Below are 15,803 nucleotides of genomic sequence, written 5' to 3'. Positions count from 1 at the left end.
CAATGGGCGCAATTCCACGGGCAGGAATCAGCGCTTGCGCTTAAACAGCACCCCGCCGCTCCGCAAGTGGGACGGGGCTGCGCCGGTGGTCTCGGCAAGGGGGCCTTCGCGGCCGTGGCCCGCTCGGCGGTCCCGTCCCGGTCGCCGTTACGCGCCATCCCCGTAACGGGCGCCTCCCGGAAGTCGATCCCCCCTCGACGGGTGGTGCGCCCGATCGGATCGGAGTGGGCACGTGCAGATTTCACGGGTGAGCTGGAAGTCCGCCGTCGGGGACGCCAAGTCCCCCCGGTTCCTGGAGATCCTGTCCACCGGGTTCCAGGAGTACGACGAGCGGACGAAGCAGTACGTCCCGCAGTACAAGGGGTGGACCAGCGAACTGAGCCTCCCCGAGCTGCTCGAGGTGTGGGACATGCTCAAGGACGTCGAGACCTTCCACTTCGCCCCCGAGCGGAAGGCGGAGCTGCGCAAGGAGGTCGAGGACCGGCAGGACCCGGTCAAGGTCGCCGAGCGGGAGCGGGTGGCGCGGGAGCGCGCCGACGCGCAGCGGGCCGTCGGGCAGCGGCTGCTGCAGCAGGGCCTGGTCGCCCTGGGCGGGGCCGGGACCACCTGGAAGGCCCGCAAGGCGCAGATCGAGAAGTGGTGGGCCGACCTGAAGGCCGCCGAGGCCAGGGAGACCTGGGCCGGTGCCTACGCCGCCAACCGCATGTCCGCCAGGCAGATCGGCGCGGACGGGCGCGGCGGCGAGTTCTCCATCGTCAACAGGGCCGCCCGCCGCGACCCCACCAAGCAGGTGAACATCACCCTCGACCGGTCGGCGAAGGGCGTGCTGGCGCGGATGGACCCGGCGAACTTCAACGACCCGGGGACCGGCGCGAACCACAAGGACGCGCTGGGCCTGCACGACCTCAGCGCCTCCCTGCTGGACGGGTCCAAGCCCACCGTCTTCGACCAGCTCAAGGGCTACGCCGACGCGGTCGTGGTGTTCATGCCGGTGCCCAGCGAGACCGACGCGCAGGTCTTCAACGCCATCTCCTCCCTGGCGGAGCCGGACGCGCCGGTGCTGCGCGGCTACCGCAACGCCCTCACCCGCGTCCGCCTGGCGCAGGGCAGCGACATGCACACGATCCTCGTCGACGACGGCGAGGGCCCGCCCGCCCCGGTGCGCGTCCGCTACGGGGTCACCGGCCGGGTCCAGCGGGCCAAGGGTGCCGCGGAGACCATCGCCGACGAGGTCGACATCGACGTCCGCCGCACCAACGCGTTGCAGCACAACGTGATCCTCGGCGCGGGCGCGACGCAGACGGTCAACGAGATCGTGGTGGCCTACCGCAGGCACGCGTCGCCGGTGTTCCCCTGCTTCACCAGGTGGGACGAGGCCACCAAGCGCTTCAACGTCATCAAGGACGGCGACCCGACCAAGCCCACCGGCGCCTACATCACCAACGCGGGCGTCTGGCACGACGCCTGACGCGGCCGCGGGCCCACGTCGACGGCGTGGGCCCGCTCAGCGGCGGTCGAGCGCGGCGGCGACGGCGTCCAGCACGGACGACCAGTGCGCGCGCTGCCGCTCGCGCTCGTCACCGTCGGCCATCCGCTCCTGGTGGAAGCGCAACATCGTCCGACCGGACCCGCTCGCGCGCACGGCCACCTGGATGGTGGTCGTGCCGTGGGTGACGCGGATGCGGTCCCGCTCGCGGTAGCCGCGCACCTCGCCCTCCACCCCGTCGGCGGTGCGGAACGGCGCTCCCGGCTCGGGGGCGGGGTCCGCGCCCAGCCACAGCGCCAGCCCCTCCGGTCCGCTCAGGAAGTCCCAGACGACGGGCAGCGGGTGCGCCACGGTGCGCGACACCCCGATCTGCCAGCCCGCGTCCCTGGTGAGTCCGGTGGGCACGTGCTCATCCCCCTTCGGTCCGGCGGGCCCGGGCGGCCCGCACCTTGTGCCGGTTGCCGCAGTGCTCCATCGAGCACCACCGCCTGCTCCCCGGCCGGGACGTGTCGACGTAGACCAGTTGGCAGTCCGCGGCGGAGCACGTCCTGACCCGGTGCGCGAACGCCCCGGTCAGCAGCTCCACCGCGTCCCTGGCGACCGTGGCGAGCAACTGCTCGCCGTCGGGTTCGCCCGCCCACGCCTTCGCCCCGCCCGGCCCGATCACCGGCGCGAGCGCCGGTCGCCGCGCCGCCGCGTTCACGACCTCCAGGTCCGCCCCGTCCGGGGTGGGCGCGTGCACCACCCGCAACAACGCGTCCCGGAACCGGCGAGCAGCCGCGACGTGCTCGGCGGTGACCCGCAACCGCGGCGTCGGGGTCAGCCGGGAGCGCTCCGCCCAAGCAACCAGGTCGTCCGGCGCGTGCAGCACCTCGTACCGCCGGTACGGGCCGGGTCCGCCGGTCACCAGCAGCTCCAGGCACAGCGCCCCGGGGTCGAACCGGTACTCCACGCCCGTGTGCGAGCGCAGCACCATCCCGGCCGAGGTCATGTAACCACTATAACCGGTTACATCCGGCAGGGCCACGTCACCAGGGGTCCGCCCACGACGGCTGGGCGCCCCGCCCGCTCAGCGGCCGACGGCGGCGCGGTCGAGGATGGCGGTCACGTCGGCGGCCGCGGGCAGGGTGCCGTAGGCGTTGCCCCAGTCGCCGCCGAGGCGGGTGGCGCAGAAGGCGTCGGCGACGGGGGCGGGCGCGTGGCGGACCAGCAGCGACGCTTGCAGCGCCAGGGCCATCAGCTCGACGACGCGGCGCGCCCTGGCCTGAATTCCGTCCACATCGGACAGTTCGCGGCCGAGGCGGGCCACGGCGTCGTCGAGGTGCCGGTCAGCGCCCCGGGTGGTCGCCAGTTCGGTGAACAGGGCCTGCGCCGTCCCGGGCTCCTTGGCCAGGGCGCGCAGGACGTCGAGGGCGGCGACGTTGCCCGAGCCCTCCCAGATGGAGTTCAGCGGCGCCTCGCGGTAGAGCCGCGGCATGCCGGATTCCTCGACGTACCCGTTGCCGCCCAGGCATTCCAGCGCCTCGGCGGTGAAGCCGGGGGCGCGCTTGGTCACCCAGTACTTGCCGACCGCGACGCCGATGCGGCGGAAGGCGCGCTCGGCCTCGTCGCCGCGCGCGGCCCGGTCGGCCGCCCCCGCCAGGCGCATGGTCAGCGTGGTCGCGGCCTCGGACTCCAGGGCGAGGTCGGCGAGGACGTTGCGCATCAGCGGCTGGTCGAGGAGCCGGGCCCCGAAGGCGCCGCGGTGGGCCGCGTGGTGCGCGGCCTCGACCAGGGCCTTGCGCATCAGCGTCGACGAGCCCGCCACGCAGTCCAGCCGGGTGCAGTTGACCATCTCGATGATCGTCCGGACGCCGCGCCCCTCCGGCCCGACCAGCCAGGCCACGGTGCCGTCGAACTCCGGCTCGGACGAGGCGTTGGAGCGGTTGCCCAGCTTGTCCTTCAGGCGCTGGATGCGGAAGGTGTTGCGGGTGCCGTCGGGCAGGACCCTCGGGACGAGGAAGCACGACAACCCGCCCGGGGCCTGGGCCAGCATCAGGAACACGTCGCACATCGGCGCGGAGGTGAACCACTTGTGCCCGCGCAGGGTGAACACGCCGTCCTCGCCGGTGGGGGTGGCGGTGGTGGAGTTGGCGCGCACGTCCGAGCCGCCCTGCTTCTCGGTCATGCCCATCCCGGCCAGCAGCCCGCGCTTGCCCGCGGGCGCGCGCAGGCCCGGGTCGTAGACGCGGCTGGTCAGCCCCGGCTCGTAGACCGCGGCCAGCGCGGGGGAGTGGCGCAGCGCGGGCACCGCCGCGTAGGTCATCGCCGCCGGGCAGCCGTGGCCCGCCTCCGTGTGGCCCCACACCTGCAGGGCGGCGTACCTGGCCACGTGCGCGCCCGGCCGCTCGTCGGCCCACGCCGAGCCGAAGGTGCCCCCGGCGACCCCGACCCGCATCAGGCTGTGCCAGGCGGGGTGGAAGTCGACCTCGTCGACGCGGTGGCCGTAGCGGTCGTGGGTGCGCAGCACGGGCTCGTTGACGTCGGCCTGCTCCGCCCACTCCTGGGCCTCCGGCGACCCGGCGTGCGCGCCCAGCCCGCGCAGGTCCTCCTCCGCCCAGCCCGCGCCTTCCCGCCGCAGTCCTTCGAGCAGCGCGGGGTTGTCGGAGGCGTCGTAGGGCGACAGCGGCGGCGGCTGGTTCTCCACCGCGTGCGTCGCGTGCTGGGTCGGCGTGGGCAGCGTGGAGGTCATGACCCGACATTACGTCCCCGCTGCGACCGTGCCAAGGGTGTAATGTCACCGGCGATGCGACCCGAGACCGACCTGCGCCCGCTGACCGCCCGCTCGGTCGTGCTCAGCCTGCTCCTCGGCGCCGACCCACCCGAACTGCCCGGCCGCGACCTCGTCCGCCTGGCCGGGCTCCTCGGCGTCGGCGAGTCGGCCCTGCGCGTGGCCCTGACCCGCATGGTCGGCGCGGGCGACCTCGTCCGCGCCGACGGCGTCCACCGGCTCTCCGACCGCCTCGTCGAGCGGCAGCGCAGGCAGAACGCCGCCCTGAACCCCGAGACGGCGACCTGGGACGGCGACTGGCACTGCGTCGTCGTCACCGCCACCGGCCGCAGCCCCGCCGACCGCGCCGCCCTGCGCACCGCCCTCACCGACCGCCGCCTGGCCGAGCTGCGCGAGGGCGTCTGGCTGCGCCCGGCCAACCTGCCCCTGGACACCCCCGCCCCGCCCGGCCTGGTCCAGGCGTTCCGGGCCCGCCCCGAGGCGGACCCGGCAACCCTGGCCTCGACCCTGTGGGACCTCACCACGTGGTCGGCCACCGCGACCGCCCTGCACGACCTGCACCGCCGGGCGGCGACCCCGGGCGAGCGCTTCACCGCGGCCGCCGCGATCGTCCGCCACCTCGCCGCCGACCCGGTCCTCCCGCCGCCGCTGCTCCCCGGGCCCTGGCCCGCCGCGGACCTGCGCGCCGCCTACCGCGACTACCGCGCGGAGCTGACAGCCCTGCGGTCCGCTCTCTGAAGCCGCGCCCGGCTCCGCACCCGCTGGGAACGCCGTGGCGACACCCACGGGGCTCGCCACCCGCGTCATCACCCGGCGCCACGTCCCACGACTCCGCGGCACCCCCCGCTGATCTAGAGCACGGACAGCGCCTCGACGACCCGCTCCCACCGACCCCGGTCGTCGCGGACCGCCCGGTTCATCTCGACGTGCAGGAAGACGGTGCCGTTCTCGGCCGCCGCCCGGCCCTGCGCGTTGCGCCCGCCCTCCAGGTTCCCGCACCGGTCCGCCCACGCCAGGCAGACCCGCGACCCGCCGAGCGCGTCGGCGACCTCCCTGGCCTCCTCGGTGACCTCCCCGGCTCCGGTCGACAGCACGACGTCGGTCCCGGGGAGGCTGGCGTTGTCGAACCCGTGCACCTGCACCTGCGGCAGCCCGAGCCCGGTGACCAGGGCGTGGAACATCGAGTCCACCCGGTGGGCGACGTCCCCGGCGCCGTTCGCCGCGCGCCGGTGCGTGCCCGCCACGGCCAGCACCGCGCCCGGCCGGGCGCGGAACAGCGCCAGGCCGACCTCCTCGGTGTCGAGGTCGGAGTTCGGGTGCGGCACCTCGACGACGACCCGCGGGGGCGTGTCGAGGTCGATGACGTAGAGCCCCCACGCCCGCTCGCCCGAGGACTCCTGCACCGCCATCCCGTACCGGCGGCCGGTCTCCGCGTCGGTGCCGACCCGGTAGTCGAAACCGAACGGCGCGAACGCCGACCTCGCCGCGCCGGTGTCCCCGGCGGTGGCCAGGCCGAGCGCGCCCGCCACCCCGGACCGCTCCCCGGGGTCCGGCGGGCGGTACGCGGCGTCCGGCTCGCGGGTGCGGGCGAAGTCACGGACCGTGGCCGCGAGGTCCGATGATCCCCCCGGCTCCGGGGCGCACGCGGCGGTGCAGGCGAGGGCACCGACCGCCAGTCCGACCAGTGCCCGCCTCGCGGCGGGGAGTGCGTTCACCAAGCCTCGCAAAGGTTTTGCTCCATTCACCGTGGGTAATCATCTGTGAGAGAGCTGAATCACAGCGCGTCTATTCGTGTAACAAATCCAGTAGCTTTGACGCTTCCTATCACGCAGCGGATGACTGTTCATCCACTTGGGTGATGTCGCTGGGGGACGCGCCGAGGTCAAGGGCGCCGAGGAGAACACCTGCGGTGGCCGACGACGCGCGACGCCAGCCCCGACCCGGTCGGACGCTCACCGACCAGATACCGGAAAGCGGCTTCCCCTCCGGGGTCGGCACGCCGTCGGCGGTCGTGCTGGTCCTGCTGGTGTTGCTGGCCGCCCTCACCACAGTGCTGCTGCAGGTGCGCGACCCCGGCGTCGCGCCCGCGGCGGTGGTCGACTCCGAGCAGCAACTCGCGCTCAGCGCGGGCCGGGCGGTGGGCGTCTCCGCGAGTCGCAACGCCACCGACCTGCGCACCGCCACCGCGATCCCGGCCTCGCCGGAGGCCCTGCTCGCCGGGCTGGCCACCGACCGCCGCTGGCGCGGGCTGGCCGTGCTGGACGGTGCCACCAGGTCGCTGCTGGCCGCGCGCGGCGAAGCCGTGCCCGTGCACCTGGTGCCCGCCGTGCTCGACCAGGCCGCGGTGCTCCCGACCACCGACGCGGGCGGCAGGCTGACCCTGGTCACCGCGCTCGTACTGGCCGACAACCGGATTCTCGTCGCCACCAGCCGCACCCGGCTGCCCGACGTCGGTGTGGACGCCGACCCCGACCGCGCGGTGTTGGTCACCGACGCCACCGGCCGCGTCCTGGACACGCGTGGCACCCCGCCCCCCGCCACCGACGGCGCGACGGCGGAGCTGATCGGCCTGGCCGCCGCCGCGGCCGCGGGCGGGCAGGCGGGCACCGTGCTCGGCGACCCGGTGGCCGGGTGGCAGACCGTGGTCACCCACGCCCCGATCACCGTCGACGGCACCGGCGGTGAATTGGGCATCGGCGTGGTCGCGGTGGTGCGCACCCCGGTCACCGCGGGCGCCGAGCAGGACCTGGGGCTGCTCCCCGGCGCCGTGCTGCTCGGGCTGGCCCTGCTGGGGTTCCTGCTCATCCGCGCCACCCTGGTCCGCCCGGTGCACCGGTTGCGCGCCGACGCGCTGGCGGTCGCGGGCGGCGACCTCGACACCGACGTCGCGCTGCCCCGGGCCCGCGAGGTGCGGCGGGTGGCGGTGGCCGTCGAGCACTGCCGGGCGGTGCTGCGCGAAACCGGGCCGAAGGTCGCCGGGGCCCGGCCCGGCCTGCCCGCGGTTGCCGCGGTGGGCCTGGCCGCGGCCCTGGTCCTGGGCTGGTCGGCGACGCTGGTGCTGACCGTGGCCACCGGCACCGCCGAGGTGCCCGATGCGGTGGTGACCAGCCTGCGCAACCGCGCCGTCGCGGCCACCACGACCCTGCGCCGCGGTGTCAACGACGGGGTCGCGGACCTGGCGGCCGTGGCCCTGCTCGGCGCGGGCAAGGACCCGGCGGCCCTGCGCCCCGCCCTGGAGAACCTGGTCTCCACCCAGACCCGCTACCGCAGCGCGTACCTGGTCGACGCGAGCGGCGCCGTGTCCGGCGTGGTCGGTCGCGAGCCCCTGCGCGAACAGGCGCCGGTGCCCGCGGAGGCCGGGGTGGCGCAGGGGGATCGCGAGGGCCCGGTACCGGTCCTCTACGCCCACGTCCCCGTGGCGGGAGGCGGCAGCCTGGTCGGCGAGTACGACACGCTCGCGCTGACCGGCCTGCTCGACCGCGCCCCCGGCGAGGTGCGGGTGCTCGACGGCCGGCACCGCACCATCCTGGCCACGGGCGGCTACGTCGCCTTCGAGCGGGTCGAGGACGACCGGCTGCGCACGGCCGCCGAGAGCGCTCGCGCGGGGACCCCGGTCGCCGAGGTCCGCGGCGCGGGCCTGGTGGTCTCCACGAAGCTCAGCGGTGGTGCCAGCAGCGCGCTGGACTGGGTCGTGGTGGCCGACCAGCCGGTGGCCGACCTCGCGCTGGCGGGCAGCGAGCTGCGGCGCAACGCGCTGACCGCGGCCCTGATCGGCGCCCTGGCCGCGCTGTTCCTGTTCGGCTGGCACTTCCTGGTCCTGGTCCGCCCGCTCAACCGGATCGGCGCCCACGCCGACGCGATCGCCGGTGGGGACGCCTCCGGCGTGGTCTACCCGCAGCACCAGGACCAGATCGGCACCATCGCGTCCTGCCTGGAGATCTGCCGCCAGGCCCTGACCGGGGGAGCGGGGCGGCTCGGCGAGGTCCGCCGCCCCCGCGGCGCCGCGACCGAGGCCACCGAACTGGTCGCCCCGGTCCGGGTCGGGCAGCACCCGGCCGAACGCGACCGGCGCGGCCGCGGCGACGCCCCCGGGCACCGGGAACCGCCGCGGCAGCGCCCCCGCGCCCCCCAGCGCGACCACGCCGGTGAGCCCGACCCGCCCCGGCGCCCGGACCGGGCACCGCACGGCGCCCGCACCGAGTCCCGCGAGCGACCCCCGCGGCGAACCGCGCCCGAGCGGCGCGACCGGTCGGGGCAGAGCACCTGATGCTGTTCCTGTACGTGGTGTTCGCGCTGGGCTGTGCGGCGGTGCTCGTGGCGGGGGTGGTCGAGCAGCGCAAGCACGACGCGAACCTGGACCGCATCCCGCACCGGGTGCTGGTCAACGGCATCCGCGGCAAGAGCTCCATCACCCGCCTGTGCGCGGGCGCGCTGCGCGGCGGCGGCCTGGTGACCGCGGCGAAGACCACCGGCACCGCGGCCAGGTTCATCCACCCCGACGGCAGCGAGGAGCCGGTCTACCGCAAGTTCGGCATCGCCAACGTCATCGAGCAGGTCGGCATCGTCCGCCGCGCGTCGGCGTACCACCCGGACGTGCTGGTGGTGGAGTGCATGGCGGTGATGCCGGACCTGCAGGAGATCAACCAGCGCAAGCTGATCCGCTCCACCATCGGTGTCCTGTGCAACGTCCGCGAGGACCACCTCGCCGAGATGGGCCCCACCCTCGACGACGTCGCCCGCTCGCTGAGCCGCTCGATGCCGCACGGCGGCGTCTGCGTCACCGCCGAGCGCGAGCGCCTGCCGATCCTGCGGGCGGAGGCGGACAAGCGCGGCTGCGAACTGATCGCGGTCGACCCCGAGTCGGTCACCGACGAGGAGATGTCCGGGTTCGGCTGGATCACCTTCAAGGAGAACGTCGCCATCGCCCTGGAGGTCGCCCGACTGCTCGGGGTCAACCGGCGCCTGGCGTTGCAGGGCATGTGGTCGGCCCCGCCGGACCCGGGCGTCCTCACGGTCAGCCGCCACCGCGCCGACGACAAGCTCCTGCGCGTGGCGAACGTCTTCGCCGCCAACGACCCCGAGTCCACGCTGATGAACGTCGAGCGGCTGCTGGCCCAGCGGGCGATCCGCCGCCCGATCCACCTGGTGATCAACTGCCGCCCGGACCGGGTCGAGCGCAACGGCCAGATGGGTGCCCTGGTCCCGAGGGTGGACCCGGAGCGCATCGTCCTCATCGGCGAGCCCACCCGCAGCGCCAGGGCGACGATCCCGCCGGAGTGGCACCACGTCATCACCGACCTCGGCACCGCCCCCGCCGACGAGGTCCTGGCGGGCATCCTCGCCGAGGTCGACGACCACGCCTCCCTGGTGGCGGTGGGCAACATCCACGGCTCCGGCGAACTCCTCCTGGGGGTCCTGTCCGACCTCCCCACCGCGGACGACGAGGAAGAACCCCCCGCCCGCGAGGTCCGCCCCGACCCCGACGAACCCCCCACCGAGCTGATGCCCCCGGTCCCCGCCCCCGGCACCGCCCGGCGCCCGCCCGCCCGACCCGGCCCGCGTCCCACGCGACCGAGCCAGGCCCACCCGTACTCCGCACCCACCCGCACGTGGTCGCCCGACCCCGAGCGCCCGGGCGGCGCGCAGCCCGCGAACAGGCCCAGTCCGGCGCCCGGTTCCCCGCGCGCCGGGGCGGGCACCCGCGACCCCGGCGCCCCGCGCCCCGGAACCGACAGCCGCGGCCGACCCCCCGAGACGACCAGGTCCGACCCCACCCGGTCCGGCGCGACACGAGCCCGCCCCGCACGACCGGCGGCGGACTCCGACCCGGGTCCGACCACCCGCCGCGCCAGGCCCGAACCCCGGCACACCAGCACGGCACAACCCCGCTCCGCGCAACCCGATCCCACCCGCGCCGGCCTCCCCGGGGCCACCCCCCGGCGCCCGCCCCCCGGCCGGTCCACGCGCGATCAAGCCGAGCCGCGGGCCCGGCGGCCCGGCCCGACACCGCCGCGGCCCGAGTCGCCGGGTCCCGAGCCCACCCCGCCGCGCCCCGCCGCTCGGCGCCCCGAAGCGGGCAGGCCCGAAGGGGCGGACCCCCGGCGCACCGGCGCGGGCACCCCGAAACCCGAGCGCACGAACCCACCCCGCCCCTCGAAGTCCACTTCGGACCACAATGCGACCCGCCCGCCCGCGACCGGGCCGCACCAGACCAGGAGGACCCCGTGAACGGCAGCCTGCTGCTGCCCGAGATCGCCACGCTCGGTCTGGCCATCGGTCTGCTCTTCTCCCTGGTCTGCTACCTCACCACCAACCTCTCCCCGGGCGGCATGATCACCCCGGGCTGGTTGGCGCTGACCCTGCTGGAGGACTACCAGCGCGCGGGGGTCGTGGTGCTGATGACCGGCCTGACCTTCGGCGCCACCAAGCTGTTGCAGCGCTTCGTGATCCTCTACGGCAAGCGGCTGTTCGCGGCGGTCGTGCTGACCGGTGTCCTGTTGCAGACCACCCTGATCGTGGTGATCCAGCAGAACTCACCCTTCCTGTTCGCCCACCAGACGCTCGGCTTCGTGGTGCCCGGGTTGATCGCGTACCAACTGGTGCGGCAACCGCCGGTCATCACGTTGTTGGCCACCGGCACGGTCAGCTTCGCCAGCTACGGCGTGCTCGCCAGCGGTGTGCTCGTCGGGTTGATCCCCACGACGATCTAGGAGGTCCGATGCGTGTGCTCATGACTGTGCTCGCCGTGCTGCTGGCAGGCGTCGGGGTGGTGCTCTTCGTGGCGCAGGACCGCGGGGACGGGCGGGGCGTTGCCGCGTTCCCGCCGATCACCGCCCAGCCCGGCGCGGCCCAGCCCGGCGCGGCCCCACCGGGCGGTGGGGCACCTCGGTTCGAACGACTCGCCGAGCCCGCGCGAACGGTGGTGCGCGACGCCGCGGGCACCACCCTCGCCACCTTCACCGACGGCGCCCGCACGGCCGTGCTGACCGGGCCCTCGCGCACGCTGGCCGAGCCGAGGTTCACCACCGCCACCGTCACCACCACCGCCTGGGTGCGCCTGCTGCCCCGACCGTGGTCGCCGAACGCGGAAACCGAACCCTGGTTCACCCCCTGGTTCGACCAGCACCGCGGCTCCGCCGAGCCGGATGTGCTGGCGGTGGCCACCCAGTACCTCGACGGCGCCCCGAACGAGGCCGACGCCGACGGGGTGCGCTACCGCGGCGACGCGTCCTTCGGCCCGGTCGCGGCCTCCGGCGCCGGCCGCCTGGAGCGCTCCGACTTCTACGACTACCTCGGTGTCCGGCACACCTTCGCCGACCGCACCACCGGCACACCGGACCCCGAGCGCCTGCGCGCGGTCGACTGCTCGGGGTTCGTCCGGCTCGTCTACGGCTACCGACTGGGCTACCCACTGCTCCCGGGCAACAAGCCCGGCCCCGGCCTCCCCCGCCGCGCCTACGCCATCGCCGACTCCGGCCCCGGCGTCCTGGTCGTGCCCAACGAACACCGCCGAGCCGCCGCCTACACCGCCCTCCAACCAGGCGACCTGGTCTTCTTCGAGGTGGAGGACGACGAGGCCACACTCGACCACGCCGCCGTCTACCTGGGCGTGGACAACACCGGCCACCACCGGTTCATCTCCAGCCGCGAACGCGCCAACGGCCCGACCATGGGCGACCTGGGCGGCACCTCACTACTCGACGACGGCGGCCACTACTCCCTGGCCTGGCGAGCGGCACGCCGCATCTAGACCGTGTGCTGCGGATCTTCATCGGAGGTGGGGGACGATGCGGGCGAGGATGATCTCGGAACGGTGGTGGGGCGGCTCGGCAACACCGAGTCCACCCGCGGGTGCACCGCCTACGGCAAGGACGACGAGGAGGAGTTCTCCGGCGCGGACGAGCCCGACCAGGCCAACCCGGACAAGCAGGAGGAGAATTCCCACCGGTTCACCACCACCCGCCACGACAAGAACACCGACACCTACGACATGGGCTTCCGGGATTGCTCCCCGGGCTCAACCGCACCCGCCGCCGGATCGGCGAGCCTGCAGGTGTGGTCGCCTCGCGGGCGGGTTCGACCCGCCTCGCCGGGGGCCGCACCGGCCTGCCGCTCACCGCACGGCCTCGCGGATGAGGTCGGCGACCCGGTCGGCCGCGGTCGAGGCGCGGTCCGGTGCCGCCGCCAGCAGCAGGTCGACGGTGACCTCGGTGCGCAGCGGCAGGTAGGAAACGCCGCGCAACCCCAGGCTGCGCACGGGCTCGGGGACCAGGGCGACCCCGAGCCCGGCGGCGACGAGCACGACCAGGGTGGCGGTCTCGCCGACCTCGTGCACGCGGGGTTGGAAGCCCGCCCTGGCGCACGCGTCGAGGACGCGGCGGTGCATGGACGACCGGTCGCCCGAGGGGTGTGCGATGAACGCCTCGTCGGCGAGGTCGGCCAGGTCGACGTCGGGGCCTGCGGCCAGCGGGTGGGTCGCGGGCAGCACCGCGACGAGCCGCTCGGAGCGCAGCGGCGTCACGGTGAGGGGGTGCTCGCGCGCGGACGGGCGGACCAGGGCCAGGTCGAACTCGCCGCAGGCCACGCCGTCGAGGAGGTCCGGGGTGAGCAGTTCGCCGCGCACGCGCAGGTCGACCCCGGGCAGTCGGGTGCGCACCAGGTGCGACAGCCGCGGCAGCACGTCGTAGGTCGCCGTGCCCACGAACCCCACGCTGACCCGGCCCACGAGGCCCTTCGCCAGCGCCGCCATGTCCTCGCCCGCGCGGTCGACCGCGTCGAGGATGCGGCGGGCGTGCTCGGTGAACCGCCTGCCCGCCTCGGTGGCCTCGACCCGGCGCGTCGACCGGTCGAACAGCCGGGCGCCCAGTTCCGCCTCCAACTGCTTGACCTGCTGGGACAGGGCGGGTTGCGCGACCCGGACCCGCTGCGCCGCGCGGCCGAAGTGCTGCTCTTCGGCGAGGGCGAGGAAGTACCGCAGCACCCGCAATTCCACCGCCTCAGCTTATCAATCCATCGCCACCCAGTCTTGGACACGATCGGTCGGCGGGCCTAACGTCGACCGCGTGGACTCCTACCTCTACGCGGCGGCGCGCACCCCCTTCGGGCGGTTCGGCGGCGCCCTGGCCGAGCACCGGCCCGACGACCTGGCCGCCACCGCGCTGAGAGCCGTCCTGGCCAAGGCACCCGGGGTGGACCCGGAGCGGATCGCCGACGTGGTGTGGGGGTGCGCGAACCAGGCGGGGGAGGACAACCGCAACGTCGGGCGGATGGCGGTGCTGCTGGCCGGGCTGCCCGTGTCGGTCCCGGCCACGACGGTGAACCGGCTGTGCGGGTCGTCGATGGACGCGGCGATGGCCGCGGCGCGGATGGTCGAGACCGGGGACGCCGAGGTGGTCGTCGCGGGCGGGGTGGAGTCGATGACCCGCGCGCCGTGGGTGCTCCCCAAACCGTCGAGGGCGTTCCCGGCGGGCAACGTGACCGCCGTGTCGACCGCGCTGGGCTGGCGGCTGGTCAACGAGCGGATGCCCGAGGAGTGGACGGCGAGCCTGGGCGAGTGCAACGAGCGGCTCGCCGAGGAGTTCGGCGTCAGCCGGGAGCGGCAGGACGGGTTCGCCGCCCGCTCCCACAACGCCGCCCACGCCGCCTGGGAGGCGGGTTTCCACGACGACCTGGTGGTCCCGGTCGGCGACCTGACCCGCGACGAGGGCATCCGCCCCGGCTCGTCGGCGGAGAAGCTGGCCGCGTTGAAGCCGTCGTTCCGCGCGGGCGGGACGATCACCGCGGGCAACGCCTCCCCGCTCAACGACGGCGCCGCGGCCCTGCTGATCGGCGGCGCGGGCCTCGGCCCCGACCCGCTGGCGCGCATCGCCGGGCGCGGGGCGTTCGCGCTGGCGCCCCAGCGGTTCGGCTACGCGCCCGTCGAGGCCGCCAACCGGGCCCTGGCCAGGGCGGGCGTCACCTGGGACCGGGTCGGCGCGGTCGAGCTGAACGAGGCCTTCGCCGTGCAGTCGCTCGTGTGCGTCGACGCGTGGCTCGGGGCCGGGCTTGCCGACGCGGAGCTGGTCAACGCCAAGGGCGGGGCCATCGCCATCGGCCACCCGCTCGGCGCGTCCGGGGCCAGGGTCATCGGCACGCTGGCCCACCGGCTGCGCGAGTCCGGCGAACGGTGGGGCGTCGCGGCCATCTGCATCGGCGTCGGGCAGGGCTTGGCGGTCGTGCTCGAGAACACCTCCACCGGCAGGGCGTGACGTGGCGGTCATCTGCGACACCGCGGCGGAGGCGGTGCGGGGGGTCGAGGACGGCAGCACGGTCCTCGTCGGCGGCTTCGGCCTGGCGGGCATGCCCGTCGCCCTGGTCGACGCGCTGATCGAGCAGGGCGCGACCGACCTGACCGTGGTCTCGAACAACGCGGGCAACGGCGACACCGGCCTGGCCGCGCTGCTGGCCGCCGGACGGGTCCGCAAGGTCGTCTGCTCGTTCCCCCGCCAGGCCGACTCGTGGGTGTTCGACGGGCTGCACCGGGCCGGGAAGATCGAGCTGGAACTGGTGCCGCAGGGCAACCTGGCCGAGCGGATGCGGGCGGCGGGGGCGGGCATCGGCGCGTTCTACTGCCCCACCGGCGCGGGCACGCTGCTCGCCGAGGGCAAGGAGACCCGCGAGATCGACGGCCGCACGCACGTCCTCGAGTACCCCATCCGCGGCGACGTGGCGCTGATCGGCGCGCACCGGGCGGACCGGATGGGCAACCTCGTCTACCGCAAGACCGCCCGCAACTTCGGCCCGGTCATGGCCACCGCCGCGGCCACCACGATCGTGCAGGTCGCCGAGGTCGTCGACACCGGCACCCTCGACCCCGAATCCGTCGTGACCCCGGGCATCTTCGTCGACAGGGTGGTGGCCGCGTGAGCCTCGACAGGCACCGGATCGCCGCCCGCGTCGCCCGCGACATCCCGCGCGGGTCCCACGTCAACCTCGGCATCGGTCAACCCACCCTCGTCGCCGACCACCTGCCGCCCGACTCCGGCGTCGTCCTGCACACCGAGAACGGCATGCTCAACATGGGTCCCGCCGCCACCGGCGAGGACATCGACCCCGACCTGACCAACGCGGGCAAGGCCCCCGTCACCGAACTCCCCGGCGCCTCCTACTTCCACCAGGCCGACTCCTTCGCCATGGTGCGCGGCGGGCACCTCGACGTCTGCGTCCTCGGCGCCTTCCAGGTCTCGGTGTCGGGCGACCTGGCCAACTGGCACACCGGCGCCCCCGGCGCCATCCCCGCCGTCGGCGGCGCCATGGACCTCGCCGCCGGTGCCCGCCGGGTCTTCGTGATGATGACCCTGTTCGCCGAGGACGGCACCCCCAAACTCGTCCCCGCCTGCACCTACCCGCTGACCGGCCTCGCCTGCGTCACCCGCCTCTACACCGACCTCGCCACCTTCGACCTCGGCCCCCGCGGCGCCGTGGTCCGCGAAACCCACGGCCCGACCGTCGCCGAACTCAGCGAACGACTCAGCCTGCCGCTGGCCGGAGGTCCGGCGCGGCACTGAT

14 protein-coding genes are annotated in these 15,803 nt (G+C 74.9%); 9 read left to right on the top strand and 5 right to left on the bottom strand.

The genetic code is table 11. From position 1 onward, the window contains the following. Positions 1-247 precede the first annotated feature (247 nt). Entirely contained in the window at positions 248-1,468 is a 1,221-nt protein-coding gene (locus DFQ13_RS20235) for a hypothetical protein (protein ID WP_110080925.1), read from the top strand. Positions 1,469-1,504: 36 nt separating this feature from the next. On the opposite strand, the gene DFQ13_RS20230 is transcribed toward DFQ13_RS20235, so the two are convergent. From DFQ13_RS20230 to DFQ13_RS20220, 3 genes are all read right to left on the bottom strand, one after another. Then, positions 1,505-1,891, bottom strand: coding sequence for an SRPBCC domain-containing protein (locus DFQ13_RS20230; RefSeq protein ID WP_110080924.1), 387 nt, complete (start codon positions 1,889-1,891; stop codon positions 1,505-1,507). A gap of 4 nt (positions 1,892-1,895) precedes the next feature. Then, entirely contained in the window at positions 1,896-2,477 is a 582-nt protein-coding gene (locus DFQ13_RS20225; protein ID WP_110080923.1) for a CGNR zinc finger domain-containing protein, read from the bottom strand. 78 nt (positions 2,478-2,555) lie between these two features. After that, complete coding sequence (locus DFQ13_RS20220; protein ID WP_110080922.1) at positions 2,556-4,217, bottom strand: acyl-CoA dehydrogenase family protein; 1,662 nt, start codon at positions 4,215-4,217, stop codon at positions 2,556-2,558. A 54-nt stretch (positions 4,218-4,271) separates the two neighbouring features. Between DFQ13_RS20220 and DFQ13_RS20215 the strand changes: the two genes are divergently transcribed. Then, the gene (locus DFQ13_RS20215; RefSeq protein WP_233438497.1) at positions 4,272-4,994 is read left to right on the top strand and encodes a PaaX family transcriptional regulator C-terminal domain-containing protein; all 723 of its coding nucleotides are present in this window, start codon (positions 4,272-4,274) and stop codon (positions 4,992-4,994) included. 113 nt (positions 4,995-5,107) lie between these two features. Here DFQ13_RS20215 and DFQ13_RS20210 read toward each other — a convergent pair whose 3' ends face one another. Continuing rightward, positions 5,108-5,971, bottom strand: coding sequence for a hypothetical protein (locus DFQ13_RS20210; RefSeq protein ID WP_181400072.1), 864 nt, complete (start codon positions 5,969-5,971; stop codon positions 5,108-5,110). 194 nt (positions 5,972-6,165) lie between these two features. Between DFQ13_RS20210 and DFQ13_RS20205 the strand changes: the two genes are divergently transcribed. The 4 genes from DFQ13_RS20205 to DFQ13_RS20190 are packed head-to-tail and all read left to right on the top strand — an operon-like array spanning position 6,166 to position 12,006. Next, positions 6,166-8,523, top strand: coding sequence for a HAMP domain-containing protein (locus DFQ13_RS20205; protein WP_181400071.1), 2,358 nt, complete (start codon positions 6,166-6,168; stop codon positions 8,521-8,523). Continuing rightward, entirely contained in the window at positions 8,523-10,484 is a 1,962-nt protein-coding gene (pgsB, locus tag DFQ13_RS35130) for a poly-gamma-glutamate synthase PgsB (protein ID WP_110080918.1), read from the top strand. Before DFQ13_RS20205 ends, pgsB begins: the two co-directional genes overlap by 1 nt. Further along, positions 10,481-10,966 carry a poly-gamma-glutamate biosynthesis protein PgsC/CapC gene (locus DFQ13_RS20195; RefSeq protein WP_035284348.1) on the top strand — a complete coding sequence of 162 codons (486 nt, stop codon included), beginning with the start codon at positions 10,481-10,483 and terminating at the stop codon, positions 10,964-10,966. Before pgsB ends, DFQ13_RS20195 begins: the two co-directional genes overlap by 4 nt. Before the next feature lie 8 nt (positions 10,967-10,974). Beyond that, positions 10,975-12,006 (top strand): NlpC/P60 family protein, encoded by a 1,032-nt coding sequence (locus DFQ13_RS20190; protein WP_146241298.1) that lies wholly within the window; start codon positions 10,975-10,977, stop codon positions 12,004-12,006. Between the two features lie 363 nt (positions 12,007-12,369). Here the strand turns inward: DFQ13_RS20190 and DFQ13_RS20185 are convergent, their stop codons facing one another. Next, a complete protein-coding gene (locus tag DFQ13_RS20185; protein ID WP_110080916.1) occupies positions 12,370-13,248 on the bottom strand; it encodes a LysR family transcriptional regulator in 879 nt (292 codons plus the stop codon). A 70-nt stretch (positions 13,249-13,318) separates the two neighbouring features. On the opposite strand from DFQ13_RS20185, the gene DFQ13_RS20180 reads away from it, so the two are divergent. Genes DFQ13_RS20180 through DFQ13_RS20170 form a run of 3 tightly spaced genes read left to right on the top strand, consistent with a single transcriptional unit; the run spans position 13,319 to position 15,802 of the window. Further along, complete coding sequence (locus DFQ13_RS20180) at positions 13,319-14,503, top strand: thiolase family protein (protein ID WP_110080915.1); 1,185 nt, start codon at positions 13,319-13,321, stop codon at positions 14,501-14,503. A gap of 1 nt (position 14,504) precedes the next feature. Next, a complete protein-coding gene (locus tag DFQ13_RS20175) occupies positions 14,505-15,161 on the top strand; it encodes a 3-oxoacid CoA-transferase subunit A (protein WP_110080914.1) in 657 nt (218 codons plus the stop codon). Further along, positions 15,158-15,802 (top strand): 3-oxoacid CoA-transferase subunit B, encoded by a 645-nt coding sequence (locus DFQ13_RS20170; protein ID WP_110080913.1) that lies wholly within the window; start codon positions 15,158-15,160, stop codon positions 15,800-15,802. The genes DFQ13_RS20175 and DFQ13_RS20170 overlap by 4 nt, the downstream gene beginning before the upstream one ends. Position 15,803: the final 1 nt, after the last annotated feature.

The sequence above is a fragment of the Actinokineospora spheciospongiae genome, from assembly GCF_003182415.1.
Classification (GTDB): domain Bacteria; phylum Actinomycetota; class Actinomycetes; order Mycobacteriales; family Pseudonocardiaceae; genus Actinokineospora; species Actinokineospora spheciospongiae.
This window is presented reverse-complemented; position numbering and strand designations above follow the sequence as displayed.